The organism is Rhodopseudomonas boonkerdii (assembly GCF_021184025.1).
GTDB lineage: Bacteria > Pseudomonadota > Alphaproteobacteria > Rhizobiales > Xanthobacteraceae > Tardiphaga > Tardiphaga boonkerdii.
The window spans coordinates 926,567-948,311 of the sequence record NZ_CP036537.1; the positions used below are offsets into that span (position 1 = coordinate 926,567).

A 21,745-nucleotide genomic window follows, 5' to 3' on the forward strand; every position below is an offset into this window, starting at 1 on the left:
GAAGCCCTTTGTCCGCCGCAACGGGGCTCAGGGCTTTCCCGCCGGGCTCGGTCGACGGCGCAGTATCATGCCGCCGTGATGCAAGGTGTCGGGGTCCACAAAATCACCATCGGCAGTAAAATGGGTATCGTCCCAATATTCGATGTGCGTGCCCCTAATTTCATAACGGCCTTCATAGGCGCGCTCGCGAGTGCCACGCGCCTCGACATAGCGACCATTGGGCAGGAGCTCGTGGCGGATACGGTCATCGTCCGTCATCCACATGCCAATATAAGGATGATCTGGTCGCATCGTGGGATGATCGGGCTCGTAGCGATTGGCTTAAGAAAGTGGTGGTCATCAGGATTGCAAGCGTATGTCGCATGATCGGGCTCCAAGACATCGTCTGACGCTGTCGGAGCCGAAAGCCGAACCGGAGCGCCGCAACAATTCTGGGGTCAGCTCCTGCGCGCGATGCGCAAGACTGGCCATGGAAGGGCGCGCCGCCAACTATTGCCGGCGCGGTTCGTTGTTCTCAATGACTTGCTGGTAGGCGACGAGATCTAGAAATGCCTCCGCCTCGATGACCAAGCCGTCCTTCATTCGAAGCATCCAGAGGAACCGGTTGCGATAGGGGGCGCCCGATGTGGTCGTCGCCGAACCGTCGAAGCGTATGAGGACCGTGTCTCCGACTGCATAGATACCGTGTACCTCCGGTACGACCGGACTGGCGAGACGGCTCGTCAGGGGGCGCGATGCCCGCTCGACGAAGTCAACCTGGCTACGATAGGTGCCAGCAACCGGGCCGGAGCCGTGGATCGTCCAAACGACATCGGGGGCGAGAAGGGCGGCGAAGACGTACGTTCCTTTGCGCCATTTGTCGAAAGCCTCCTGGACGATGTCCTTGTTCCGCTTTTCCATCGCGGTTTCATAGGTCTGTGCGCCCGGGTCGTGCGCCGTGATCTCCCCATGCGCTGGCCCCATAACAGTCAAGAACGCCGCGGCGATGAGCAACATATGGCGTGCGCCGGCAAAGCAGGAGCTTGAAATTTTAGTCATAGATCGTTCCTTTTCGTTGGCTTCTATGGTCGATGTTGGTCATGATTTGGTCCCAACCTGCCAAAGCGATTTCCGCCACGTTCTGAAGTTCGGCGCGATCCGCTCCATCTCGAGCGCGGATCGCCATGCCGCTTTGAACGGTCTGCACGAACCTTGCTAGTTTGGTGGTGTCTGCCGCGGCCTGAAGGTCGCCATCGGTGAAAACTTGCGCGACGCCTGTGCATGGGTTTTCGCTCTGGGACAGGCGTAAGAGCTCCGAAATGACGGCGCTGATCGGGCTGCGAATCGAGGGCCGGGTCGGCACCAGCAAGATCCCGCCCAACCAGATCACCTTCGGCACGCCCTTCGGGGCCCGTATGGCGCCCAAACTCGTCAAAGAGGACGAAGGGGCCGAATCGTATGTGTCCACTGAACTCACGTTATCCGGGCTGTAAGTGATTCGCCAAAAGCGATCTTTGCTAGTCCGGACAAATTCCTTTTTAGGCGATCTCGATCGTCTAATTCGTTAAGACGCAGCTTGTCTGTTTCGGACTTTGCCTGCGCAAGTCTGAGTGACCAATCTAAAACCCGTTTGGGAGCGTCGGCGGGACGAACAAGTGCGCGCACCGAACTACACAAACGTAGGACAGACCTTCTCGCCTTGCAAGGATATGTAAGGCTATCTGAATCAAATACTAAATATGGTGGAAAGGGCGGATAATCAGGGGGGCGGCCACGCCTTGATGCGTGCCAACTATCGGTGAGTCCACACAGAATCCCAAGCCGAAAACTTTTTGCAAAAGTGGCGAAGAGATCAGCCTAGACGGCCGTTGCATGTGCTGTCTCACCCACTGCGCTCTCATCCGACTCAGTTGATGATAATCTTCTGACAAATGCCGCCCGCGCTTTGATCGAAGCCGTCGGTCGTTTTGATTTTGCGCTGTTCATGATGTTGCAGATGCCGTTTGCAGCGTGCAGCTGCACCGTCTGTAATTTGCAGAAGCTGGACCAACGACATCAAGCGGCTCGAGGAGTACGGTACGCTCCGCGTTCACCACCGCTTGCCCAGTGCCGATGTGACACCCTTGAAATAGGGTTCGAGGCCATTGCGCTGAGTCTGGTCTAGGCGCGCGAGATAAGGCTCGATGGCCGGCCCCACGGGCTGGTTTGGTGCAAGTTCAAACACTTGGCCGGCGAACGCGAAGATCGCCTGGTCCGCGCGGTTCATAGGGCCGCCCGGGGTGTTCACCTCGGTGCGCCCGATGGAATTCGCAAGCTCGGCCGTTTTGATCATCGCGCGTTCCTTGCCGCGCACGGCTGCGGCCTGACTGAGAGCAAGTTGGGTCTCGACGTCGAAATCAAGCACGGGATTGGCGATAGATTTGACGCTGAGAATGTGCAGCGCCAAGCTATCGCCGCCGGCGGCGCGCTCTATAAAGGCATCCAGCGCGTCCGCCGGGGCCTTGTCGCCGGCATCGATCAAGCGGCCTGCAAGCGCAATTGTCATTTCCGGCAGCTTGTTGATATCAACTCCGATGCGCTTCAGCGTGTTCTGTGCCGATGAATCGCCGCGTCGCGCGACATCGACAATCTGCATGGCGCCCGGGCCATTGCGGGCATAACCATACATGAAGCTGTCACGCGGCGAATAAGCCCCGACCTTGATTCCGCCCGCCGGGGTCTCGCCGCGCATGAGCTTGAGGTCTCGCGCGCCGGGGCCGAAAAACGCAACACTCGGACCGGCATCGGCTATCCCAATCCGCTCCGCGATGGCCATCCATAGCTGTGCGCGGCTGCGCTGCTCAGGAAATGCGGGATCGTACAGATAGGGCCCCGCCAGCGCGAAGGTGCAGATCGCGCAGCCGAAATAATAGCCGGCCTCGTAGCGGAGTAGCGCGGTGGGCAGGTCGTTCTTTTTCTGCGCCGTAAACCCGGACAGATAGAGCAGCAATCCCTTCGTCACGTTGGCGGTTGGCTGTGCGGCCTGAAACGCCTTCTTTGCTGCATCATCCATCGCCCCCATAGCCCATTGGTCGGGCGGATCGCGGCGCTTGATCCAAGGCGGTTCAATGTCGGTGGAATTCTGGGCGAGCCGGGTCAGAATACGCTGCGCATTGTGCATGGTGGCGGCGTTCTTGCCCGGCTGCATCGTCGGAAGCGGCGGCGCCGGCGCGGCCGGCGCCGGAACGGGGATCGGTCGCACGGTAGATTGCGGTGCCGGGATCGCTTCGGGCGGCGGAGCTGGTGCAGGAGCAGGGCTCGGGGCAGCCGGCCGATCGGTAGAGGCCTGCTTCTGCAAATCAGGCGGATTTGCAGGCACCGGCGGCACGGTCTTCGGCTGCAACATGTAGACTGTAGCCCCGAGAAAAGCGACTCCGGCGACCGTCCATATTAACGGGGTCTTGTGCCACGGCGCAGGCGAGGGTGCCGCCTGCTCCCCGCGAAGGCCGTTGCTTACCGACCCTTCGGTAGGCGCCGCGCTGACCTTGGCCTCGCGCGAAGCACAGATTGGGCAGGTCTCATGGGCGTTGGCGTCGAACGGATGTCCCTGGACACATCGAACCATTCGCCGGGTCATTTGGCGGCCCCTTGCTGGATAGCGGCGACGCTGTTGACGCGCCTGGTGAACTCTTCCGGCGTCCACCAGCCCTGATTTGCGCGCGCAAGGAATTCACGCTGGAGCGCGGGCGGTGTGCCAAGCGCCGAGAGGCGCTTGGTCGCATCGGCGATGGCGTTGCCGTCCGGGACGGCGCCGCCTCCGGCGGATGCCGGAGCCACCGCCAAAGCCGCGAGGCGGGAGAGGGCGGTTTGCGTTAGCTGTCCGGTCAGGAACCGATCGCGGAATTCGCCGAGGATCGCGGTGACGGCCTCGCCATTGGCGGTGATCTGGCGCGACGGTGTGCGCATGAGGCGCGACTGGTAGGCCCCCTGCAAGGCGGCGAATGCGTCCGACTGCGCCTGTTTCGACGCGGGATCACACGTCAATGCGGTGCACGCCGACTGCTGCAGATAGTGTTCGAACCAGCCTCTTTCCGTGGGAGACGTATTGACAGCAACCAAGCGGTTCTGCTCGTCGAGCCGAACAACGCCGACCAGATTGAAGGGATTTTTGCTGCTGACGCTGATCCCGCTTTCCAACGTGCCGCCCCCTGCATAGACGCTCACGCGCACGCGACAACTGCTCTCGGCGAGGCTGGGACCTTGCGTTGAGATTTGTTGAGCGGGCTGCGTGTTCAGATAGTTTAGGTAGATAGCGAATGTATCGCCCGCCGCCGCAAAGTTTTCGCTCAGGATGTGCGAGACTTCCTCACCATAGATTGAGTCGGTACGGAACTTGAAGCTCGATCCCTTGAAGTCCGAGGACGCCGGGAAGCCCCTGCGAACGAGAGTGTAGCCGGATGAGTCCGCTGTCGGGATCAGTGGTTCCGGTTTCCCGTCCTTCCCTCTCTGGCGTGCCACGTCCAGTGCAAGGATGTCATCCCCGCAATTCTGGTAGCGCGCGAAAAAGATGACCGGGTCAGTCCTGCGGATCTTGTCCAGCACCTCTTCGAGTTTCTTGGCCTCAAGGATTCTCTCGACGAGGTCGGAGCTGAGGCGGTCGATTTCCGCCTGCATCTTGACAGGATCGAACGCCTTTAGGCGCGCGATCTCGGCTTTCAGTTCCTGCGTTTCCGTTTCGAGACGTGTGCGTTCGCCTTCGACCCGCCTGAGCTGCGAGACGGACTGATCGAGCCGTGTTTGCAGGCGCGTGATATCGCCTTCCGCTTGGGCGAGCTTGGCGAGCGCCACCTCGATCTCACGCTGGAGCGCATCCATGTCCTGCCGGGTGAAGTCACCCTTTTTTATGCGATCCACCGCACCGGCGAGCTCCTTGCGCACGCTGCCGATGGACCGGTTCACGATGGCTGCGATCTGCTCGGCGGTGAAGTCGGGGATGTAGTACTGCATGGCAAACACCATGAGGATGAGGAAGGCGCCCATCGCCTTCGTCATCACCGCCATCAGCGCCACTTCGCTGGTGTCGGACTGGCGCCTGCGCCGCCTCATGACATGGCGCCCGGCTTCTCCTGATCAATGTAGACACGGTTGATCAGGTTGGCGAGGCAGTATTGGCCGGCGGCGTTGAGGGCCAGCTCCTCCTGTTCCTGCACGCTGTGCTGGGCGAAGGCGAGGACGGCGCTGGCCAGCAGGGCCACCAGCGTCGTGTAGAACGAGACCGACAGGCCGCCGACGACGCGGCCGAGATCCATGTTCTTCGGGTCGATCAGGTGGAGCGCCAGCGACAGACCGATGACCGTGCCGAGAAAGCCGATGGTGGGGATCAGCCAAGCCATATAGCGCAGCATCTGGTAGCGGAGATCGACACGGTCTCCCATCAGGCTCAGCGCATTGGTCAGGATGGTCATCGACTGATCGACGGATTTGCTCGCCTGGAATTGCAGGATCGTCATGTCCAGCAGCGCCGGCAGGAACCCGCTCTCGGCATCATGAAGAGGCGCAACGCGGATGCGGATCGGCCCGAGTTCGTGGATCTCGAGCATCGTCGTCGAATCCTCCGGCAAGAACCCGGCGTTCAGGAAGGCACGCTCCCGCTGCGTCATGCGCCAGCGCACAAACAGATCCGCAAGCGACCAAGCCAGCAGAATGTAGGTGATGTTCTGAATAGTGAACGGGTAGGGGAAGATACTGTAGGGCTGACGATCAAGCAGGAGCGCGGCGCCAGCCGAGCCATAGGGCAGAACCAGCGTGAGCAGGGCGATGGTGGTGGCGGCGGCACCGATCGCGATGGCTCGGGCCCGGCCACGCGACGGAATCGAGGGCCAGACCGGATTGGATGGGTTTGAAAGTGGATCGGACGAGGTGGGTAGTCCGACGATCGGCAGGTGTGAGCCGGCGGTATTCTCGCTCGTCAACGCGAAACCTCCTGCTGGCGATCACAGCGCAGGCGATCGCCCTTACATAAGAAAAAGGTGTCGAAAGTAACGGAGTGCGTAAAAGACAATTTTCGGATGGTCGCGTGAGGCCATCCGAGAGCAATAGTTACAAGTGAGGACAGCCCTGTAAACTTGATAATTTGGCGGACATGATGGATCGGCCGGATGGATGCTACACATTTCTGTAATCGGTCGATGAAGGGCGCGATTGACGCTGCCGTGGTACCGTCCCTCGACAAGTCGACACCCGCTGTTGAGCAGATCGTTTCAAGAAGAGGCCGTTCATGATGGAAGATCATATGACCGATCTGGTCCTCTCGGACGCGTTGAAGCTCTACTTTGTGCGCCTCAGGCACACCCACGCAGCGGTTGGAATTTTCTATGGAAGCTGGGGCTCTCTGCGCGACATGCTTCCGTCGGAGATTGACGCCCGACTCTGTGAAGCCGTCGAACTCAACTGTCTCGGTGGCATCGTGTTTTTCGGCGCCCCGGTGCTCCACGTGCAATCCGGTCTGCATCCCGGCAGTGCTCCTGCTTATGCTGAACAATCTTGCGTGCTGACTGGCATGTTCCCGCAGATACTCGCCGACGACGGCACGGGCGAATGCGCGGACTACGCCGTGTTTGAGCCTCTCCTGCATGTGCCCGACTTTCCGGCGCTGGCGGCTGCCATGAGCGATTCCGCCTTGCTCGAGGACTGGAATGAGATTGTCATGTTTCCCGGCGGGCGGCCCGACGCGTGGAAGGTGGTCGTGAGGGAGCAGCTGCAACGTCGCGGCATTCCGCATGACGCGGAAGCGACATAGATACGGTTCGTCATGCCGCTTGCGGGTGTTGCGCCTGATAGGCCGCAAACCGCTCCTGCATCCGCATCTTGATGTAGAGTTGGTATTCCTGCCCTTCCCAGAACACGAGCCGCGATCGCCGGTCTGCCGGCTTCTTCAATTCGACCACGGCGAAGTGTCGCCCTTTATAGGCAGGCGTGTCCATGTAACGGATGGCCTTCACATCGGACCACGGAACGATCCCGCCGGATGAGGCTTCGTCCGCGTAGGAAATGCCCTCCTGTGTGAGTTCACGGATCATCACAAGTTCGGATCGCTTGACGTGCCGCAGGGGCGCGTCGGTCTTCATGATGTCGTAGAATTTCCAGAGGCTCCCGGGACCGATGAGAACGACGATCGGAACAACAGCGATGTGCCTGGCAAGGACTAAGGTCATTCCGAGATGATGACCGAGCGAATACTGCCCGAGATTTGACCACCATTTGGCCAGAACGCCCGGCAGCGCTTGCGCCGTGCCGATCATCGCAAACGGCACTAACATCGTGACACCAAGGCCGACGACCAGCAAAAGACCGGCAAGCCATAGCCTGGTTGGCTGCGGCAGCACACCGGCATAGATCTCTTTGTAGGATGCGTCCATGGATGCCGCGGCCGGCTCGCTCATCGTCACTGCTCCTCTGTCTCATCGCTGACCGAAGTTGAAGCAAAGCCCGCCAGCCGCATCGGATGATGCGCGGCATGGGCTGCAATCAGAAGCGCGGCGGTGCGTGCGGCCTGCTGGCGATCTGCCATAAGCACCGTGGCAACCGCGGCGCTGTCGGGACGGCTTGCCTGGCACAGCCACGCCGTTCGGTGGTGCCTCGAGACCATCGCGCATAGTCCGGGGGCAATGGGATTGTCCATCGTGGACATGACGTGACCCGCATCATGCCGCCACATGCGCGGCAGGAAATTTCGCAGAAAGGCCGTATCGTCGTCGTCTGACGGCTTTTCGCCAAGCCCGCGCGACAGGTGGGCGACGTGGCGGGCATCGGCCGGCGATCGATAGAGGGTCAGCATCATGTGGTGTTCGGGGCGTCCCGACATCCAGCGCCGTGACCAGGGACCGCGATCATGCACGGCCAGGAACGGCTTTCCGGGCGCCCAGCCGGGCAGACCGGGCACGGAGCGGCCCTGCGCGCGCACGGGCGGGCCGTCGAGGGTGCCGGCGCAGATCAACATCGCGAGGCAGACCTGTCTCAGCATGGCAGACCGAACCGATTGGCAAGCGAGCGCAGCGCCGGCTTCAAGGTGCCGCTGCGGTCGTCCGGAAAGAGGTCGGCAAGGGCATGGACCGCGAGCGGATTTGCGGGTCCGGCGGCGATTGCGAGCAGGATAAGCGCGATGTGCTCCGGCGACAGCTGCAATCCGTCCGCCGCCTCGCGGACCGGCGCGTGGCGCGCGATTTCGCGTATCAAAAAAGCAGTGGCCGGGGGCAGGTGCGCGGGGTCGCCGCTTCGCAGGGCAAGCAGCCCGTCCGGACGCCATGTAACGCCGGTCGCGGCCTGGACAAGTGACACGCCGAGATCGGGTAGGCTCTGTTCGCGCGGCGCGCGGTGCAAACGGTGCGCCAGCCAGTTGCGCCATCGTGTGATCAACGGGGGTGGCTGCAGCGCAATCCGTGGCCGCGACAGCCGTCGCCGTCCCGGTCTTTCCGAACTCGGTGGAGATAGGGTGGGCTCGACCTCTGGCGGCGGCGGTGCAGCACTCGGGACGGAAGGCGGCGCGGCAGGCACAGGCTGCATCGATTGTTTGCCTGCCATCAGGGCAACCTTGCGCATCGCGGGAAGGATACCGCTGGCCTCGCCGTCGGGGCCGGTGAAAACGAGACTTGTTTCGGGCGTCATCAGGTTGGCCGAAAGCGCCAATGCGCGGATTTCGTCGCGCTGGCTGGTCGAGGCGCCTGAGCTTGCCAGGGCGGCAATCCGTTCGGCTGCCTGAAGCGCTGCCAATGCGGCTCCATCCTGTGCCGCGGTCGGCTGTCCGAAACTCGCTGGCACATCGATGGCGAAGGCAATCGGTGCGGGCGTGATTGTAATGGGCGTGCTGCGTGGGATCGTATCAGCGTCCACCCGGATATCGATGTCGGGGGACGCTTCGACGATCAGAGCCATGTCGTGAGCGATGTCGGTGAGCCGCGGCAATAGGTGATCCGGCAGCGCCGGCACCACACGATCCGGGTCGGCACCGGGGCGCAGCGTTAGGATTGTCATCCCGGGCGGTAGCGCGACGACACTGTCCGTCCGCACCGAAACCGCTTCGCCGGGCTGGATGCCGGCGATCGACAAAGTGCGCCAACCGTCCTTCAGTTGTTCGATGAGAATAGCGCGGTTACCGTCGACAGTCGCCGCGTCATAGCTGTTTTCCGCGCGTCGGCGGGCCTGCGCGTGTGCGTGCCAGACATGGCCGCCGATTTCGACAGAAGTGGCATACACGACCTCCTTATCGACTGCCGGCGGCAACGTCAGCACGGCCTCGATCGGAACAGCTTCGGTATTGCTGAAGTGGCGCTCGACGATCAGTCGCGCGAGCGGCGGGGCCAGCCGTAGATGTATGTTGGTGCGCGAAAGCAGGAGGGGTGGCGTCGGCAGGGGCGCAGGACGCAGGAAAGGGGCAAGCGGATCGGTCAGTCGGTCATGTCCGCTCGACGGCCACTCGTTCCCCGCGCGCTCCATCCTATCCCCTCGCGCCATGTGCGGCCGCACGCCGACGTCGTTTCGAGACGTTCTGCGTCAACACCTCGGTCAGGCGTATCTTGGCAAGTTCGCCAAGACGTTCCGCTTCCAGGCTGTTACCGATGATGTCCGGCGCAACCACCAACGTCACGCCATCCGCGACGGGCACCGGCACGCCTTCCCGAGCATTCATCAACAATCGGATAGCCGCATTCGGAAACCCCAGTGATTTCATGCGCTGGAAGCGACGGATCGCGCGCACATGCGGATCGCCGTAGGTTGCGTAGGTGCGTCCTCCCTGAGGCGACGGCACGAAGCCCTCTGCGATCAGGAAACGGATCTGTCGGACGCTGACGTCCGTCGTTGCAGCGAGTTCTTCAATCTTCATGGGTTTCTTTTATCATGCCGCTTGTCGAAAGCAATTGGCGCGAATTCTATGCGCGATTGACCACTCATGACGCGAGAAGCGTGTCGAGGGCGGTGATCACCACTCAAGCAGGAGCGAGGGTGTCGTGCCGGCTTCTGGTAGTTTCGAATTGTCTCTTTTCTTTTTACAATAGATCTGTTAAAAGACTTGAGTAAGCTGGAGGAGCGGCAATGCATAGGCTTCTTGCACTGGCCACAATCTCAATCTTGGGCGGAGTGGCGGCGGACGCGAAAGCCGACAACACGAAGCAGGCAAGGCCTGGTTGGGACGCCGCAGCTCGCGTCGGAAGCAATCCGGGAAGCACGTCCGCTCGGATCAACGAGGTTGCCAAGGATGCTTTGCAGGTAACGGAAAGTTCGCAAGCTACACCCGGGCCATCTCCCGAACGGCTCCAGGCGGCCAACAGGGTGGCGAAACTTCTGCCCCCAATCGGTAGCGGAGAGAGTGGGGCGAAAGTGACTCAGTATGAGATCAACATAGATCCGCCGCCGGACGCACCATACGTTGCGCGCGCAACGATATCCTTCGCGGGCGATCGCCCGGTTACTCTTTACGTGCTCAAGAAGCCCATTGTTCAGCCAGGCGCGCCGGATCAGGACGGGGCTAAGGCAGCCAGCAATACGCTCATGGACATCGTCGGGCTGCCGACGGGTGAATCGGCCCGATTGTCTTCCGCCGGTGGCAACCCGACAATTGCCTGCATGGCAAAGCCAATGGTCAAGGATGGCAATGGCACATGCTCGGTCAGCCTGCCTGGAATTCCAATGCTGCTAACGGGGGCATATCCCCGACGAAACGATAAGGATCAGGCATTCGATCGGGAGACCAACAATCGACTCGTTGCAATTTTTAACAGGCTTCGACGCTGACGTTCGTGGCGTCCAAGATCGATCTTGAAGACCACGAAAGATCGATTTCTACCCCTCTGAACTCGTCTGGAGATCCCCTAATCACCCATGTGCAAAGGAGAATGAATATGTCGAAGACTACCTACCGCCTTTCGCTCATCCTGTCGGTCCTATTTGTCGTGGCAGTTGCGACCCCAAGCATGGCGCAAAACAGCCGTTGCGCAGTGACCTGTAACGGAACAGACAACGCTTGCTATCGGGCGTGCGTCGGACGGTGAAGAAAGCTGCTGGAAGCAGCAGAACTGGGCACAATGTGAGAGACTAAAGCCCATTCGGTCGGAACCATAAGAAGCGGTGCCATTTCTCGTTTGTATAACTAGCACGGACGGTACAACGGCGCCCGTGCTAGTGAGACGGCCGATAGCAGATCGCCGGAAATGCGGTGATTTCACGGGCATTTGGTTGGGGAGCTACTGATCTTCCGACGAGAGACGGCCCGTGCGCGAAGCGGACGGAGATACAGCATTCATCCGGGCAACGCGGCTATATGGCACAAGGATGCCGCGCATCTACCGTCTACGCGTTTTCGCTTTTGCTGATGTAAGGTTTGGCAAATTTGCTTTCTCGGAGAGCGTTGCCATGAAGCAGGACAGAGATCAGATCATCTATTCGCAGTTGACGACAGGCGACCTCAAGACGTTCCGGTCATTGCTGAATTTGTTTGCCGAGGCGTTCGACGACGCGGAGGCGTATGCCAGTAGTCCTCCGAGGAACAGCTACGTTGAAGACTTGCTCGACACGTCTCATATCATCCTGATTGCCGCTAAGCATGGAAACGATGTCATCGGCGGCCTGGCGGCCTATGAAATGAAGAAGTTCGAGAAAGAGCGGACCGAGATATACATCTACGATCTGGCGGTTTCCGGATTGCACAGGCGTCGTGGCGTGGCCACCAATCTGATCAAGTCGTTGGCGTCGATCGCTTCGCGTAGGGGCGCATACGTCATGATGGTGCAGGCTGATCCGCCAGACGAGCCCGCCGTGGCTCTCTACGAAAAGCTAGGCTCGCGCGAGGAAGTCTATCACTACGACATTCCGGTCCCGAAAGACCGCGGAATAATAGATGACACGCCTCGCTGAGTGCCGAACTCTCCGAGGATCGCTAAAGCCTATGGCCGCTTTGATAAAGGGAGTCGGCGCGCGCCTCTAAGCATGCACGGGCATGCGGCCGTTAGGTATAATTGCCTCTCAAACATCAAACCCGACTTTGATACGTCGGTTCTGCCGGCCCTTGTTGTCAACCTTGAGAATTCGCACCGGCCTTGCTTCTCCAGTCGACTTCAAATGCGTGCCGCCGCATCCCTGCCGGTCGATGTCTCCAATCTCCACGATGCGGATATTGCCGTCGGCCTGTCGGGGCGGCGACACGGCTTTACTCCGAAAATGACCGGGAACTGCGTTTGCAGCGTCCCATGACATCAGGAAGGCTCTTATGGGATGATCAGCCTGTATGACGTCATTGACCGAGCCGGCCAGGATACGAAGCCGGTCGACGTCCGAAGCGGGAATGTCAAAATCTAACCGGAAAGTCCCGTCGCCCGACAATTGGGCCCCCGTCAGAAGCGCTCCGTCGAATGTCTTGAAAACGATGCTGTTGGCAATATGGGCCAAAGTGTGCAGTTCGCACATGAGTCGACGAAAACCGGCGTCGACCGAGACGCGGACAGGTCCTGCGACCTCCTCTCCCTCGAATGTGTGCCACCATCCGCGCTCGTCTCGGGTTACGCCCGTGATCGCCGCTTCGCCATCGTACCATTGCAGCAGAGCCCGGTCAGGCAACTGACCGCCTCCACCGGGAAAAAAATCGACTGATCCAGCAGCACCATCCCGGGACGTGCGTCGATCACACTGGTTTCCAGCGCGAGAAGATCGGAATGCGTCTGATAGAGAGGTTGAGCGTTCAAAGCGTTACCCATGATAGGTCTTCATCTTGCCCCCGCCGTTGCGGACTCTTCGAGGAGCCGCGGCTCCAGGCTTTCGATCTCAGGCATTGCCTTCCCGGCGATTGCCTGCAGGTCGCCGACCATGCCGACCGTGGAATCGATCACCGAAAGAATCTGGGTTTCACGCTTGGCCCACTGCCGGCCCATGAACTTGCGCTCTTTATCAAGGTCTTCGCGCATATCATTGAACTTTTCGACGACGGCCTCGACGCGCTGCCTGAACTTCATGCCGGTCAAATATTCGTAGACCTGCTCCATCTTGCTCCTTTGGCCCTGCTGCACCAGCCGGGAGCTGCTGACGTCGATCACGCCTTGGCGGAGAGCGACGGCAACGGCGAGGGCACATTGGGGATGAGCGACCCAGATGCCATCTATCAGATCGAAGTGCTCGACATGCTTGGGCAGGGCTTGAGAGACGATGAGGGCAACATCCGCGCCGCTGCGCCGCTGATCGTCCCTGAGTTTGGCGAGCCAGCCGTCACTCCATGACTTGGTCCGCTTGCTTTCCCACAGGATCACGCCAGCGGGCTGACCGATCGCGGCATTGACGCGCTGGACGATATCGGCGCCAAGCTCACCTTTACTGACCGGCTCGACTGCATCCATCGGGAAGCGGCCGCGCAACAGATCCTCCAGCTCGATTTCCAGGACTTCGCCTTGCGTCTGCTGGGAGCCTTGCTCGGCTTTACGCTTGAGCTCCTCGATCGTCCGGGCCATTGACTCGATAGTCTGATCTTTCTCAGCGACCCTCAGGCGCGCCGCTTCATCGGCGTCCTGCCGGGCCTTGGTACGAATGCCTTCTACTGAAGCCTGAACCCGTTTCTCGATGGTGAGATCCAATTCGCGTTTCTCCTCATCGAGCGCGCGCTGTTTGCGCATGAGCTCCGCCTGCGCCTGTTGGGCCTCGGCAAGCTTGGCATTGTTAGCCTCCAGCAATGCTTTAAGTTCTGCAGCTTCTTTGTCCTTGGTGGCCAGTTCAGCCGCAGCCGCTTCGCGTGCCTTCTTGCCTTCGGCCGCAATCAACTGCGCGCGCTCGGCATCCAGCCGTTTGGCGACATGGTCGTTCAGCTCCGCTCGCTGCTTGGTGAGGCTTTCCCGCTCCTCCCGGACCTGGTCCTGGATCTTTCCCATTTCAGCGTTGCGGTCTGCGAGCAGGGCCTCATAAGTCCGCTTGGTCTTCTCAAGTAGCGGCCCGGCCAGCGACTCGGTGAGCCGGATGTCGTTGCGACAGTGGGGGCACTGTAGGGTCGGCTCATGAGCCTGCGTCGCTGCGAAATTCATTTCATCCTCCCTGTTCCCGGTTTGTCCAGAATGGCGGAATTCTGCCAACGGGTCAATTTACGGTGTAATGATGCCTCTTAAAGCGGCAAATAAACCGGCAAAGTACCGTGACCGGTCGGGGCCTAATCCCCTATATTTCCACACGAATTAACCGGCAAAGAAAGCGGCAAAAATGTCGATCGCACGTATGGAGCCGATGCTCCCGCCTGAAAACAAGGGCTTAACAGATCTGGCGACCGATCTCGTCTCGAAGGCCAGTGGTCTGGCCGCACGTTTGAACCCTGCCCTGCGCGAATCCGTCGGCGACCTCGTCCGGTCGATGAATTGCTATTATTCGAACCTGATCGAGAACCATAGCACGACCCTCATCGACATTGATCGGGCACTAAAGAACGATTTCGAGAAAGAGCCCGAGAAGCGCAATCTGCAGCTCGAAGCGCGTGCCCACATCGAAGTCCAGCAGATGATTGACCGGGGGGAGGGGCCTCGCGCGGGTTTGTCGGTCGAGACCATCCAGTGGATACACCGCGAATTCTATTCGCGCGTTCTGGAGGACATGTGGTGGGTCACCAACCCTGAGACGGGCGAACGCATCAAGATGGAGCCCGGCGAACTGCGAACGCGTCATGTGGCGGTCGGCCGGCACGTGCCCCCCGACCCAGACGAACTTGACGAATTTCTCAGGCGCTTCTGCGAGGCCTACTCGTCGAAGCATCTAACGAAGATTGAAAAAATCATTTCGGTTGCAGCCTCCCATCACCGCCTTGCGTGGATCCACCCCTTCCTGGACGGCAATGGCCGCGTGTCCCGCCTGCTTTCTCACGCCTATATGCGCGAGCTCGGGATTGGCTCCGAGCTCTGGTCCGTCTCCCGCGGACTTGCACGCACCGTCAATGACTACAAAGCGAAACTGCAGGCCGCCGATGAGCCCCGGCGTGGAGACCTCGATGGCCGCGGCACGCTGACCGAAAAAGGTCTCGTTGATTTCTGCACCTACTTCCTGACCGCTTGTGTCGATCAGGTCGACTTCATGGAAAAGCTGCTAGAGCCTTCCGAGCTCAAGAACCGAATGGAGATATGGACCAAGGAAGAAATCGCCGCAAAACGCCTTCTGAAGGGTTCATGGCCCATTTTGCAGCTCGCGATCATGCAGGGCGAGTTTTCGCGCGGAGAGGCAGCCAACGTCACCGGCTACGGGGAGCGCCAGGCCCGTAGTGTGCTGAATACCCTTGTCGACAAGGGATACCTGGTCTCACCAACGTCGCGAAGCCCAGTGCGACTGGGTTTTCCTGCCGACGTGGTCGATCGCTGGTTTCCAAGACTTTATCAGCCGCGACAATAGCCTGGTTGAGACAAGGCTCAGCACTACTTAACTACGAATTAACGTAGAATCTTCATAATGAATCTGTATTTCAGCGGAGAAATATTCAGTGTTTAGATTTGGAAAGACGGCTTCTTCGCGCTCGTTACTCACTTCGGTGGCCCTAGAATCGCTCAGGGCAAACGTGATGATTGCCGACGCTGAACTAAACATCGTCTACATGAATCCCGCGCTGACTGACCTGCTGCGGGAAGCCGAGGACGAACTCAAGCGGGAATTGCCTCGCTTTAGCGTGTCGACGCTTATCGGCAGCAACATCGACATTTTTCATAAGGAGCCGTCACATCAGCGTCGAATGCTTGCGGCACTTGTAAAACCACACAAGGCGACCATCCGAGTGGGCAGTCGTGCTTTCGATTTGGTCGTGACGCCGCTCATCAAGGACGGAGGCCGTAATGGTTTCGTTGTCGAGTGGGCCGATGCAAAGGAGCGCCTTCTCAACCTCGATTATGCTGCTCAGATTGCAGCGATAGCGAAGTCACAGGCTGTGATTCAATTCGCTATCGACGGATCCGTCGTGGATGCGAATGCGAATTTCTTACAGGCGATGGGTTACACTCTCGACGAAATTCGCGGGAAGCATCACAGCATTTTTGTCGAACCTTCGTTTCGCGCTTCGGCGGAGTATTCCGCGTTCTGGGCATCGTTGCGACGAGGTGAATATCAAGCTTCTCAGTACAAGCGCATCGGTAAGGCCGGAAACGTCGTGTGGATCGAAGGCGCATACACGCCAATTCTTGATCTCAACGGAAAGGTTGCAAAGGTCATTAAGTTTGCGACTGACGTAACCAAGCAAGTTGAACTTCTATCTCAGCTCAAGGCCCTCATCGACACAAATTTCGGCCAGATCGATGTCGCTATGGACTTGACGAATGATCAGGCGAACGCCGCTCTGCAATCCGCCATCGCAACCTCGCAGGACGTCCAGATGGTGGCTACGAGTGCAGATCAACTCGCCGATTCCATCCGGGAGATCGCCACGGCGATGGCGAAATCGAAGGATGTATCGGACACTGCGTATAATCAGACGATAGCGGCAGACGAAGCCACTCAACGCCTGGCAAAGACTGCGGGTGCCATGGGAAACATTGTTGTCCTCATTCAGGATATCGCCAGCCAGATCAATTTGCTGGCGCTCAACGCCACCATCGAATCAGCGCGGGCGGGAGAAGCCGGACGGGGGTTCGCAGTTGTGGCAGGGGAAGTAAAAAATCTCGCGAAGCAGGCAAGCGATGCCACGAGTAGGATCACGACAGAAATCGAGGCGATGCAGAGCGTATCCAGCGAGGTAGTCACAGCTCTCGGCATCATTGGTCAATCGATCGAGTCTGTCCGCTCTTACGTCGCTGGCACTGGTAGTGCTGTCGAAGAGCAGAGTAGTGTCACGCGCGGGATGTCCGACAGCATGCGGACTGTCGCCACGTCGGTTGAGGCGATCAACACGAATATCAGTCGGATTGCATCTTCCGTTGAGCAGGCAACAAGCGCGGTTGGCAGCACAAAAGAAGCCGCTAGGGTACTGGCTCGCTAAGGATCGGTGCGAAGTCGCAGACGAACGCAAGGCACCGCCGAGACTAGGGCCTAACTTGTTCGCGCGGCTCTAGCAGTTGATGGCGGTCTCGCAACGAGAGAGCTGCCGCGGCCCGTGCGCGCTAACTAGAGCGGGCCGAAGCGTCGGACCTAGCCCGAAGTCGTCGATTGGAATACCTACGCTTTCTCGGGACAGAGTAGAAAGTTTGTCATTTGTTGCGCATACCCATGGTAGTCTCCGTGGTGGCTCGATCTCGAGCATGGACGAAGTGTTCGTCGTCAGATAATTTGAGACCGCTCAGGCATTTCGAGAAGGGAGGATCTGGCTCATCTAGGGTTAAAGTTTAAGCGGCTTGCAATCGATGCTGCAAGCGGCGGTTTGCAATGGTTTCACGTTTGATGCGCGCACGCTCAGTCAGGATGGTTTCGGCTCGGCCGAAGTAAACATCCGCAGGCGTGAGGTTGTCGATGCTCTCATGATAGCGGTGATGGTTGTAGTGTTCGACGAAGCCGCTGACCTGACGTTCGAGGTCCCTCGGTAAATGGTAATTCTCGAGCAGGATGCGGTTCTTCAAGGTCTGATGCCAGCGCTCGATCTTGCCTTGGGTCTGGGGATGATACGGCGCACCGCGCACATGCTGCATATCCTTGCCCTTGAGCCAGGTGGCCAGATCTTCCGCGACGTAACTTGATCCGTTGTCGCTCAGAAGCCGTGGCCGCTGCTTTATATTGACGTGGTCCAGGCCTGAGGCGGCAAGCGCCTGATCGAGCGTGGCCGTGACGTCGGAGGCGCACATGGTGGGACCAAGCCTCCAGGCCACAATGTAACGAGAGAAGTCGTCGAGCACCGTCGATAGATAGTACCAGCCCCAGCCAGTGATCTTGAGGTAGGTGAAGTCGGTCTGCCAAAGCTGGTTGATCGCCGTGGTCTTGTCCTTGAACTCATTAGCCGCCTTGATCACCACATAGGCGGGGCTGGTGATCAGGTCGTGCGCCTTCAGCAGCCGATAGACCGAAGCCTCGGAGACAAAGTATTTTCTCTCGTCGGTGAAGCGCACCGCCAGCTCTCGCGGCGACAGCTCGGGGTGTTCCAGTGCCAGATCGACGATCTGACCGCGGACATCGTCCGGGATGCGATTCCAGACCCGGTCCGGCTTGGAGCGGTGATCGGCCAGCGCCTCGATGCCACCCTCGCGATAGCGATCGTACCATCTATAAAAGGTGGCTCGCGGGATGCCGAGCTTTTCCAACGTGCGCCTGGCAGGCAGATGCGATTGCTCGACCAGCGCGATTATTTCGGATTTCTCGGATGCTGGATACCTCATGCCTCGTTTTCCCCAGCCCCGTTCATGCTTTTTTTGAGCAGGCGGTTCTCCAGGGTCAGGTCGGCCACCACCTCCTTCAATTCGGAGGCTTCGCGGCGAAGGTCTTTCACCTCACCGGACGTGGCGGAACGGGCCGTGTCACCCGCCAGGCGGCGTTTGCCGGCCTCCAGAAACTCCTTCGACCAACCGTAATACATCGAGGCGGCAATGCCTTCGCGGCGGCACAGCTCGGAGATGTTCTCCTCGCCGCGCAGTCCTTCCAGCACGATACGGATCTTCTCTTCCGCCGAATACTGCCGACGCGTCTGCCGCCGGATATCTTTTAGCACTTGTTCTGCGGGCGCTTTGCCCAGTTCGGATTTCTGCTTCATCTTCGCTCCTGACGGCTACGATGAACCAGAAATCCTCCTTTCGTGAAGTCCCTCATTTGGTCTCAGAGGCGATGACGCCGAACAATCCGCGCGGCCATAGCTTCTGCCGTCGTTCTGCTGAAGCGCCTTTTTCATATCCAGGTTCGCGGCTTTCATGCCCGCACTCGCAGCTGCCCGGTTGCGCTCGAATGAAAACGAGGCGGCGTGCAATTCCAGCATCAAGCGATACTCGCAGAGCTGCTCCATGTCGGCTTCCGTTGGCTGGAAGACAAATGTGCCGGCCCGTGGGAGGACAGTCACGAGGCCCTGGAGTCTCAGCAGAGCAAGCGCCTCGTGAACGGGCGTGCGGCTGATGCCGAATGCGAGCGCCAATGTCTCCTCAGAAAGTGCCTCGCCAAGCTGCAGTGCGCCCTCGACAATTGCGTTCCTGATCTGCTCCGCTGCTCTCGAAGCAGCCGATGGGGAAGAATCTGAGAAAGCGCCCTTGTTCTTGTGTCCCCGTTTCATGGGCGAAGAAATACGAGATAATCTCCACCACAGCCAACAATTTTTGCAGTTGACTCCGTCGGGCAGTGTTCGATGGCGATTGTGAATCGATGCTCTTAAGAGCCGATCATGTCTCGAGAATTGAAGCGTTGCCGTGGCTCCAGTCAGGCTATTCGCTTCGCCGGATCAACGCTTGCGACTTTCTCGTTGAACGCCTTCCTCGCCGTGACACGGGCATCTTCCGAAGCACGAATTTCTCTCGCCGCGCGGCGATCATTGCGCTCCTTCTGCCCAGCGCGAAGCAAATCCAGCGCGACACCAGTCAGCATTCCGGTGCTTTAGTACCTTAAGCTGACATGTCACATCTGATATATCAGTGTTGATGCGGCGATATTGTCGTGCTAGGGAGCGGCCAAATCCGAATGATTGCACGGGAGGTTTTATGGACGCGGATGCAGCACCTGCACGTCGAAGCGAGACAGACAGCCGCATCCCGCGAGCCGCAATCGATGCATTGATTTCGATCCTGGCGGATCGATTTTCGCTCAATCGCGCCGAGCGCGATCAGCATGGTCGGGGCGAATCCTATCATCCAACGATTCCTCCCGACGCCGTCTGTTATCCGCTTTCGACGGACGAGGTCTCACAGATCGTTCGAATCTGCGCTGCTCATCGCGTCGCGGTCATTCCTTTCGGTGCCGGAACCTCACTCGAGGGCCACGTCGCTGCCTTGCAGGGCGGCTTGTGCATCGATCTCAGCAGGATGACGCGTATCGTCGCGGTTCACGCCGATGACCTCGATGCGACGATCGAGGCCGGGGTAACGAGGCAGCAGCTCAACGAATATCTGCGTGACACAGGGCTCTTCTTTGCCGTTGATCCGGGCGGCGAGAGTACGATCGGGGGCATGGCGGCCACACGCGCCTCCGGCACGAATGCGGTCCGCTACGGCACGATGCGTGACAACGTCATCTCGATCACGGCAGTCATGCCAGATGGTCAGGTCATTCGCACCGCAAGCCGTGCCCGCAAGTCCTCGGCCGGCTATGATCTGACAAGGCTGTTGGTCGGCTCCGAAGGGACGCTTGGCATCATCACCGAGCTGACCGTGCGTCTTTACGGCATTCCGGAGGCCATCAGCGCCGCCGTTTGTTCATATGCCACTGTCGAGGACGCTGTCGCGACAGTCGTCGGCGTCATCCAATGCAACATTCCGATCGCTCGAATTGAGCTCCTCGATGCCCGCACCATCAAGGCAGTGAACAGCTATTCGACGATGGGGCTCAAGGAGGGGCCGACCCTTTTTCTGGAGTTTCACGGCTCACCGACCAGCACGGCGGAACATTTGATGCTGACGCAGGACATCGCTCAATCCAACAATGTCGTGCAGTTCGACGCAGCAGGGACTGCGGACGATCGAAGCAAGTTGTGGCGGGCGCGGCATGACGTGCATTACGCAATTCAGAGCATGCGCCCGAACGCGAAAGTCTGGAGCACGGATGTCTGTGTCCCGATCTCTAACTTGCCGCAATGCATTGCGGAGACGCAGGCCGACATCGACGCCGCATCTTTCTTCATTGCCACCGTAGGTCATGTCGGCGACGGCAATTTTCACCTGGGTTTGGTCGTCGATCAATCCAATCCCGACGAAATGGCCGAAGCCGAAATCCTCAATGAGCGCCTGATGCGCCGCGCGATCGCGCTTGATGGCACATGCACCGGGGAGCATGGAGTGGGGCTCGGAAAGATCAAGTTCATGGAGTTGGAGCACGGTCCGGCTGTTGACGTGATGCGCGCCGTGAAAGCCGCGATCGATCCGAACGGAATCATGAATCCCGGAAAAATTCTGGCTGCGAAGGAGAGCCGATGATGGGTGTGGCCTCAGGCTCGGCCGTCTTGGCATCGAGAGATCTCAACGAGGCGACGGTGATCGTAACCGGTGGCGGGTCGGGCATTGGCCGCGCCATCGTTGATGCCGTCGTAGCCAGCGGTAACCTCGCCGTGGCGTGGGATATTAATGAAGAGAGCCTCGCATCCTGCAGAGCGCAGCATGGCGATGCTGTTCTAACCGCTTGCGTCGACGTATCCGATTATAACGGTGTGGCAGAAGCGATGAGCAGGCTCTCCGGCAAATGGTCCCCCACGCATCTGGTCAACAATGCCGGGATTATTGGCCGGCGCATGATGCTCGCGGAGATGGATCCTGCAGAAATTGATCGGGTGCTCTCGATCAATCTGAAGAGCGCAATCTACTGCACGCGAAGCTTCCTGACACACCGCCGTTCGCATGCATCATCGGCCATCGTCAATCTGGCGTCGATTGCCGCTCGGACAGGTGGCATGCCAGGAAATGCACTCTATGCCACCACCAAGGGCGCCATCGTGTCACTTACGATTGCTTCAGCGAAGGAGCTGGCGCCGGCCGTGCGTGTCAACGCGCTCGCGCCGGGAGTGATCGATACTCCGATCCAAGGGGATGTGTTCGACGATCCGACCAAGGTCGCAGAGATTGCGAAGGTTATCCCGGCGAAGCGCGCGGGATCGGTCGAGGAAGTCGCGGCAGCGGCAATCTGGCTGTTATCGCCAGCCGCATCCTATGTGACCGCCACAGTGCTGGACGTCGCCGGCGGGCGGTGACGTCAA

General features: G+C 59.5%; 21 protein-coding genes and 2 pseudogenes. 8 read left to right on the forward strand and 15 right to left on the reverse strand.

The window, feature by feature from the left end:
• Positions 1-27: 27 nt before the first annotated feature.
• The 3 genes and pseudogenes from E0H22_RS04320 to E0H22_RS04330 all read right to left on the reverse strand — a co-directional run.
• A pseudogene (locus E0H22_RS04320) lies at positions 28-364 on the reverse strand (Atu4866 domain-containing protein).
• Positions 365-489: 125 nt separating this feature from the next.
• On the reverse strand, positions 490-1,038 hold the full coding sequence (locus tag E0H22_RS04325; protein WP_233024423.1) for a nuclear transport factor 2 family protein: 549 nt from the start codon (positions 1,036-1,038) through the stop codon (positions 490-492).
• Positions 1,031-1,222, reverse strand: a pseudogene (locus tag E0H22_RS04330) (hypothetical protein); the annotation flags it as partial. The gene E0H22_RS04325 and the pseudogene E0H22_RS04330, both read right to left, overlap by 8 nt.
• Before the next feature lie 76 nt (positions 1,223-1,298).
• Between E0H22_RS04330 and E0H22_RS04335 the strand changes: the two are divergent.
• On the forward strand, positions 1,299-1,472 hold the full coding sequence (locus tag E0H22_RS04335; RefSeq protein WP_233024425.1) for a hypothetical protein: 174 nt from the start codon (positions 1,299-1,301) through the stop codon (positions 1,470-1,472).
• Between the two features lie 413 nt (positions 1,473-1,885).
• Here the strand turns inward: E0H22_RS04335 and E0H22_RS04340 are convergent, their stop codons facing one another.
• The 4 genes from E0H22_RS04340 to E0H22_RS04360 all read right to left on the reverse strand — a co-directional run bounded on the left by E0H22_RS04340 (position 1,886) and on the right by E0H22_RS04360 (position 5,930).
• Positions 1,886-2,035: a hypothetical protein gene (locus tag E0H22_RS04340; RefSeq protein ID WP_233024426.1), complete on the reverse strand. Its 150-nt coding sequence runs from the start codon at positions 2,033-2,035 to the stop codon at positions 1,886-1,888.
• A 33-nt stretch (positions 2,036-2,068) separates the two neighbouring features.
• Positions 2,069-3,364, reverse strand: a complete 1,296-nt coding sequence (locus E0H22_RS04345) for a hypothetical protein (protein ID WP_283818787.1) — start codon at positions 3,362-3,364, stop codon at positions 2,069-2,071.
• Positions 3,365-3,591: 227 nt separating this feature from the next.
• Positions 3,592-5,019, reverse strand: a complete 1,428-nt coding sequence (locus E0H22_RS04355) for a hypothetical protein (protein WP_233024428.1) — start codon at positions 5,017-5,019, stop codon at positions 3,592-3,594.
• A gap of 41 nt (positions 5,020-5,060) precedes the next feature.
• The gene (locus tag E0H22_RS04360) at positions 5,061-5,930 is read right to left on the reverse strand and encodes a MotA/TolQ/ExbB proton channel family protein (protein ID WP_233024429.1); all 870 of its coding nucleotides are present in this window, start codon (positions 5,928-5,930) and stop codon (positions 5,061-5,063) included.
• Between the two features lie 320 nt (positions 5,931-6,250).
• Here E0H22_RS04360 and E0H22_RS04365 point away from each other — a divergent pair, with 320 nt between their 5' ends.
• Complete coding sequence (locus E0H22_RS04365) at positions 6,251-6,757, forward strand: hypothetical protein (protein WP_233024430.1); 507 nt, start codon at positions 6,251-6,253, stop codon at positions 6,755-6,757.
• 10 nt (positions 6,758-6,767) lie between these two features.
• On the opposite strand, the gene E0H22_RS04370 is transcribed toward E0H22_RS04365, so the two are convergent.
• The 4 genes from E0H22_RS04370 to E0H22_RS04385 are packed head-to-tail and all read right to left on the reverse strand — an operon-like array spanning position 6,768 to position 9,838.
• Positions 6,768-7,400, reverse strand: coding sequence for a hypothetical protein (locus tag E0H22_RS04370; protein WP_233024431.1), 633 nt, complete (start codon positions 7,398-7,400; stop codon positions 6,768-6,770).
• Positions 7,401-7,402: 2 nt separating this feature from the next.
• The gene (locus E0H22_RS04375) at positions 7,403-7,957 is read right to left on the reverse strand and encodes a hypothetical protein (protein ID WP_233024432.1); all 555 of its coding nucleotides are present in this window, start codon (positions 7,955-7,957) and stop codon (positions 7,403-7,405) included.
• A 17-nt stretch (positions 7,958-7,974) separates the two neighbouring features.
• Positions 7,975-9,450, reverse strand: a complete 1,476-nt coding sequence (locus E0H22_RS04380) for a VIT domain-containing protein (protein ID WP_233024433.1) — start codon at positions 9,448-9,450, stop codon at positions 7,975-7,977.
• Position 9,451: 1 nt separating this feature from the next.
• Positions 9,452-9,838, reverse strand: coding sequence for a MerR family transcriptional regulator (locus E0H22_RS04385; protein ID WP_233024434.1), 387 nt, complete (start codon positions 9,836-9,838; stop codon positions 9,452-9,454).
• Positions 9,839-10,047: 209 nt separating this feature from the next.
• Between E0H22_RS04385 and E0H22_RS04390 the strand changes: the two genes are divergently transcribed.
• Together E0H22_RS04390 and E0H22_RS04395 are read left to right on the forward strand one after the other, a co-directional pair.
• Positions 10,048-10,746 (forward strand): hypothetical protein, encoded by a 699-nt coding sequence (locus E0H22_RS04390; protein ID WP_233024435.1) that lies wholly within the window; start codon positions 10,048-10,050, stop codon positions 10,744-10,746.
• Positions 10,747-11,223: 477 nt separating this feature from the next.
• On the forward strand, positions 11,224-11,865 hold the full coding sequence (locus E0H22_RS04395) for an AAC(3)-I family aminoglycoside N-acetyltransferase (protein WP_283818788.1): 642 nt from the start codon (positions 11,224-11,226) through the stop codon (positions 11,863-11,865).
• A gap of 108 nt (positions 11,866-11,973) precedes the next feature.
• Here the strand turns inward: E0H22_RS04395 and E0H22_RS04400 are convergent, their stop codons facing one another.
• Entirely contained in the window at positions 11,974-12,564 is a 591-nt protein-coding gene (locus E0H22_RS04400; RefSeq protein ID WP_233024436.1) for an alanyl-tRNA editing protein, read from the reverse strand.
• A gap of 146 nt (positions 12,565-12,710) precedes the next feature.
• Positions 12,711-14,009, reverse strand: a complete 1,299-nt coding sequence (locus E0H22_RS04405; protein WP_233024437.1) for a DUF2130 domain-containing protein — start codon at positions 14,007-14,009, stop codon at positions 12,711-12,713.
• A 172-nt stretch (positions 14,010-14,181) separates the two neighbouring features.
• Here E0H22_RS04405 and E0H22_RS04410 point away from each other — a divergent pair, with 172 nt between their 5' ends.
• The gene (locus tag E0H22_RS04410; RefSeq protein WP_233024438.1) at positions 14,182-15,351 is read left to right on the forward strand and encodes a Fic family protein; all 1,170 of its coding nucleotides are present in this window, start codon (positions 14,182-14,184) and stop codon (positions 15,349-15,351) included.
• Positions 15,352-15,517: 166 nt separating this feature from the next.
• Positions 15,518-16,921 carry a methyl-accepting chemotaxis protein gene (locus tag E0H22_RS04415; protein WP_233024439.1) on the forward strand — a complete coding sequence of 468 codons (1,404 nt, stop codon included), beginning with the start codon at positions 15,518-15,520 and terminating at the stop codon, positions 16,919-16,921.
• A gap of 343 nt (positions 16,922-17,264) precedes the next feature.
• Here the strand turns inward: E0H22_RS04415 and E0H22_RS04420 are convergent.
• Both E0H22_RS04420 and E0H22_RS04425 read right to left on the reverse strand, forming a co-directional pair.
• Positions 17,265-18,616, reverse strand: a protein-coding gene (locus E0H22_RS04420) for an IS3 family transposase (RefSeq protein WP_151612149.1) whose coding sequence is annotated in 2 segments (ribosomal slippage) — positions 17,265-18,280 and positions 18,280-18,616 — 1,353 coding nt in all. Because the reading frame shifts where the segments join, the coding sequence is not laid out codon by codon here.
• Positions 18,617-18,631: 15 nt separating this feature from the next.
• Positions 18,632-19,123: a GntR family transcriptional regulator gene (locus E0H22_RS04425; RefSeq protein ID WP_233024440.1), complete on the reverse strand. Its 492-nt coding sequence runs from the start codon at positions 19,121-19,123 to the stop codon at positions 18,632-18,634.
• Between the two features lie 421 nt (positions 19,124-19,544).
• Between E0H22_RS04425 and E0H22_RS04430 the strand changes: the two genes are divergently transcribed.
• Entirely contained in the window at positions 19,545-20,972 is a 1,428-nt protein-coding gene (locus tag E0H22_RS04430; RefSeq protein WP_233024441.1) for an FAD-binding oxidoreductase, read from the forward strand.
• Positions 20,969-21,739: an SDR family NAD(P)-dependent oxidoreductase gene (locus E0H22_RS04435; RefSeq protein WP_233024442.1), complete on the forward strand. Its 771-nt coding sequence runs from the start codon at positions 20,969-20,971 to the stop codon at positions 21,737-21,739. The genes E0H22_RS04430 and E0H22_RS04435 overlap by 4 nt, the downstream gene beginning before the upstream one ends.
• Positions 21,740-21,745: the final 6 nt, after the last annotated feature.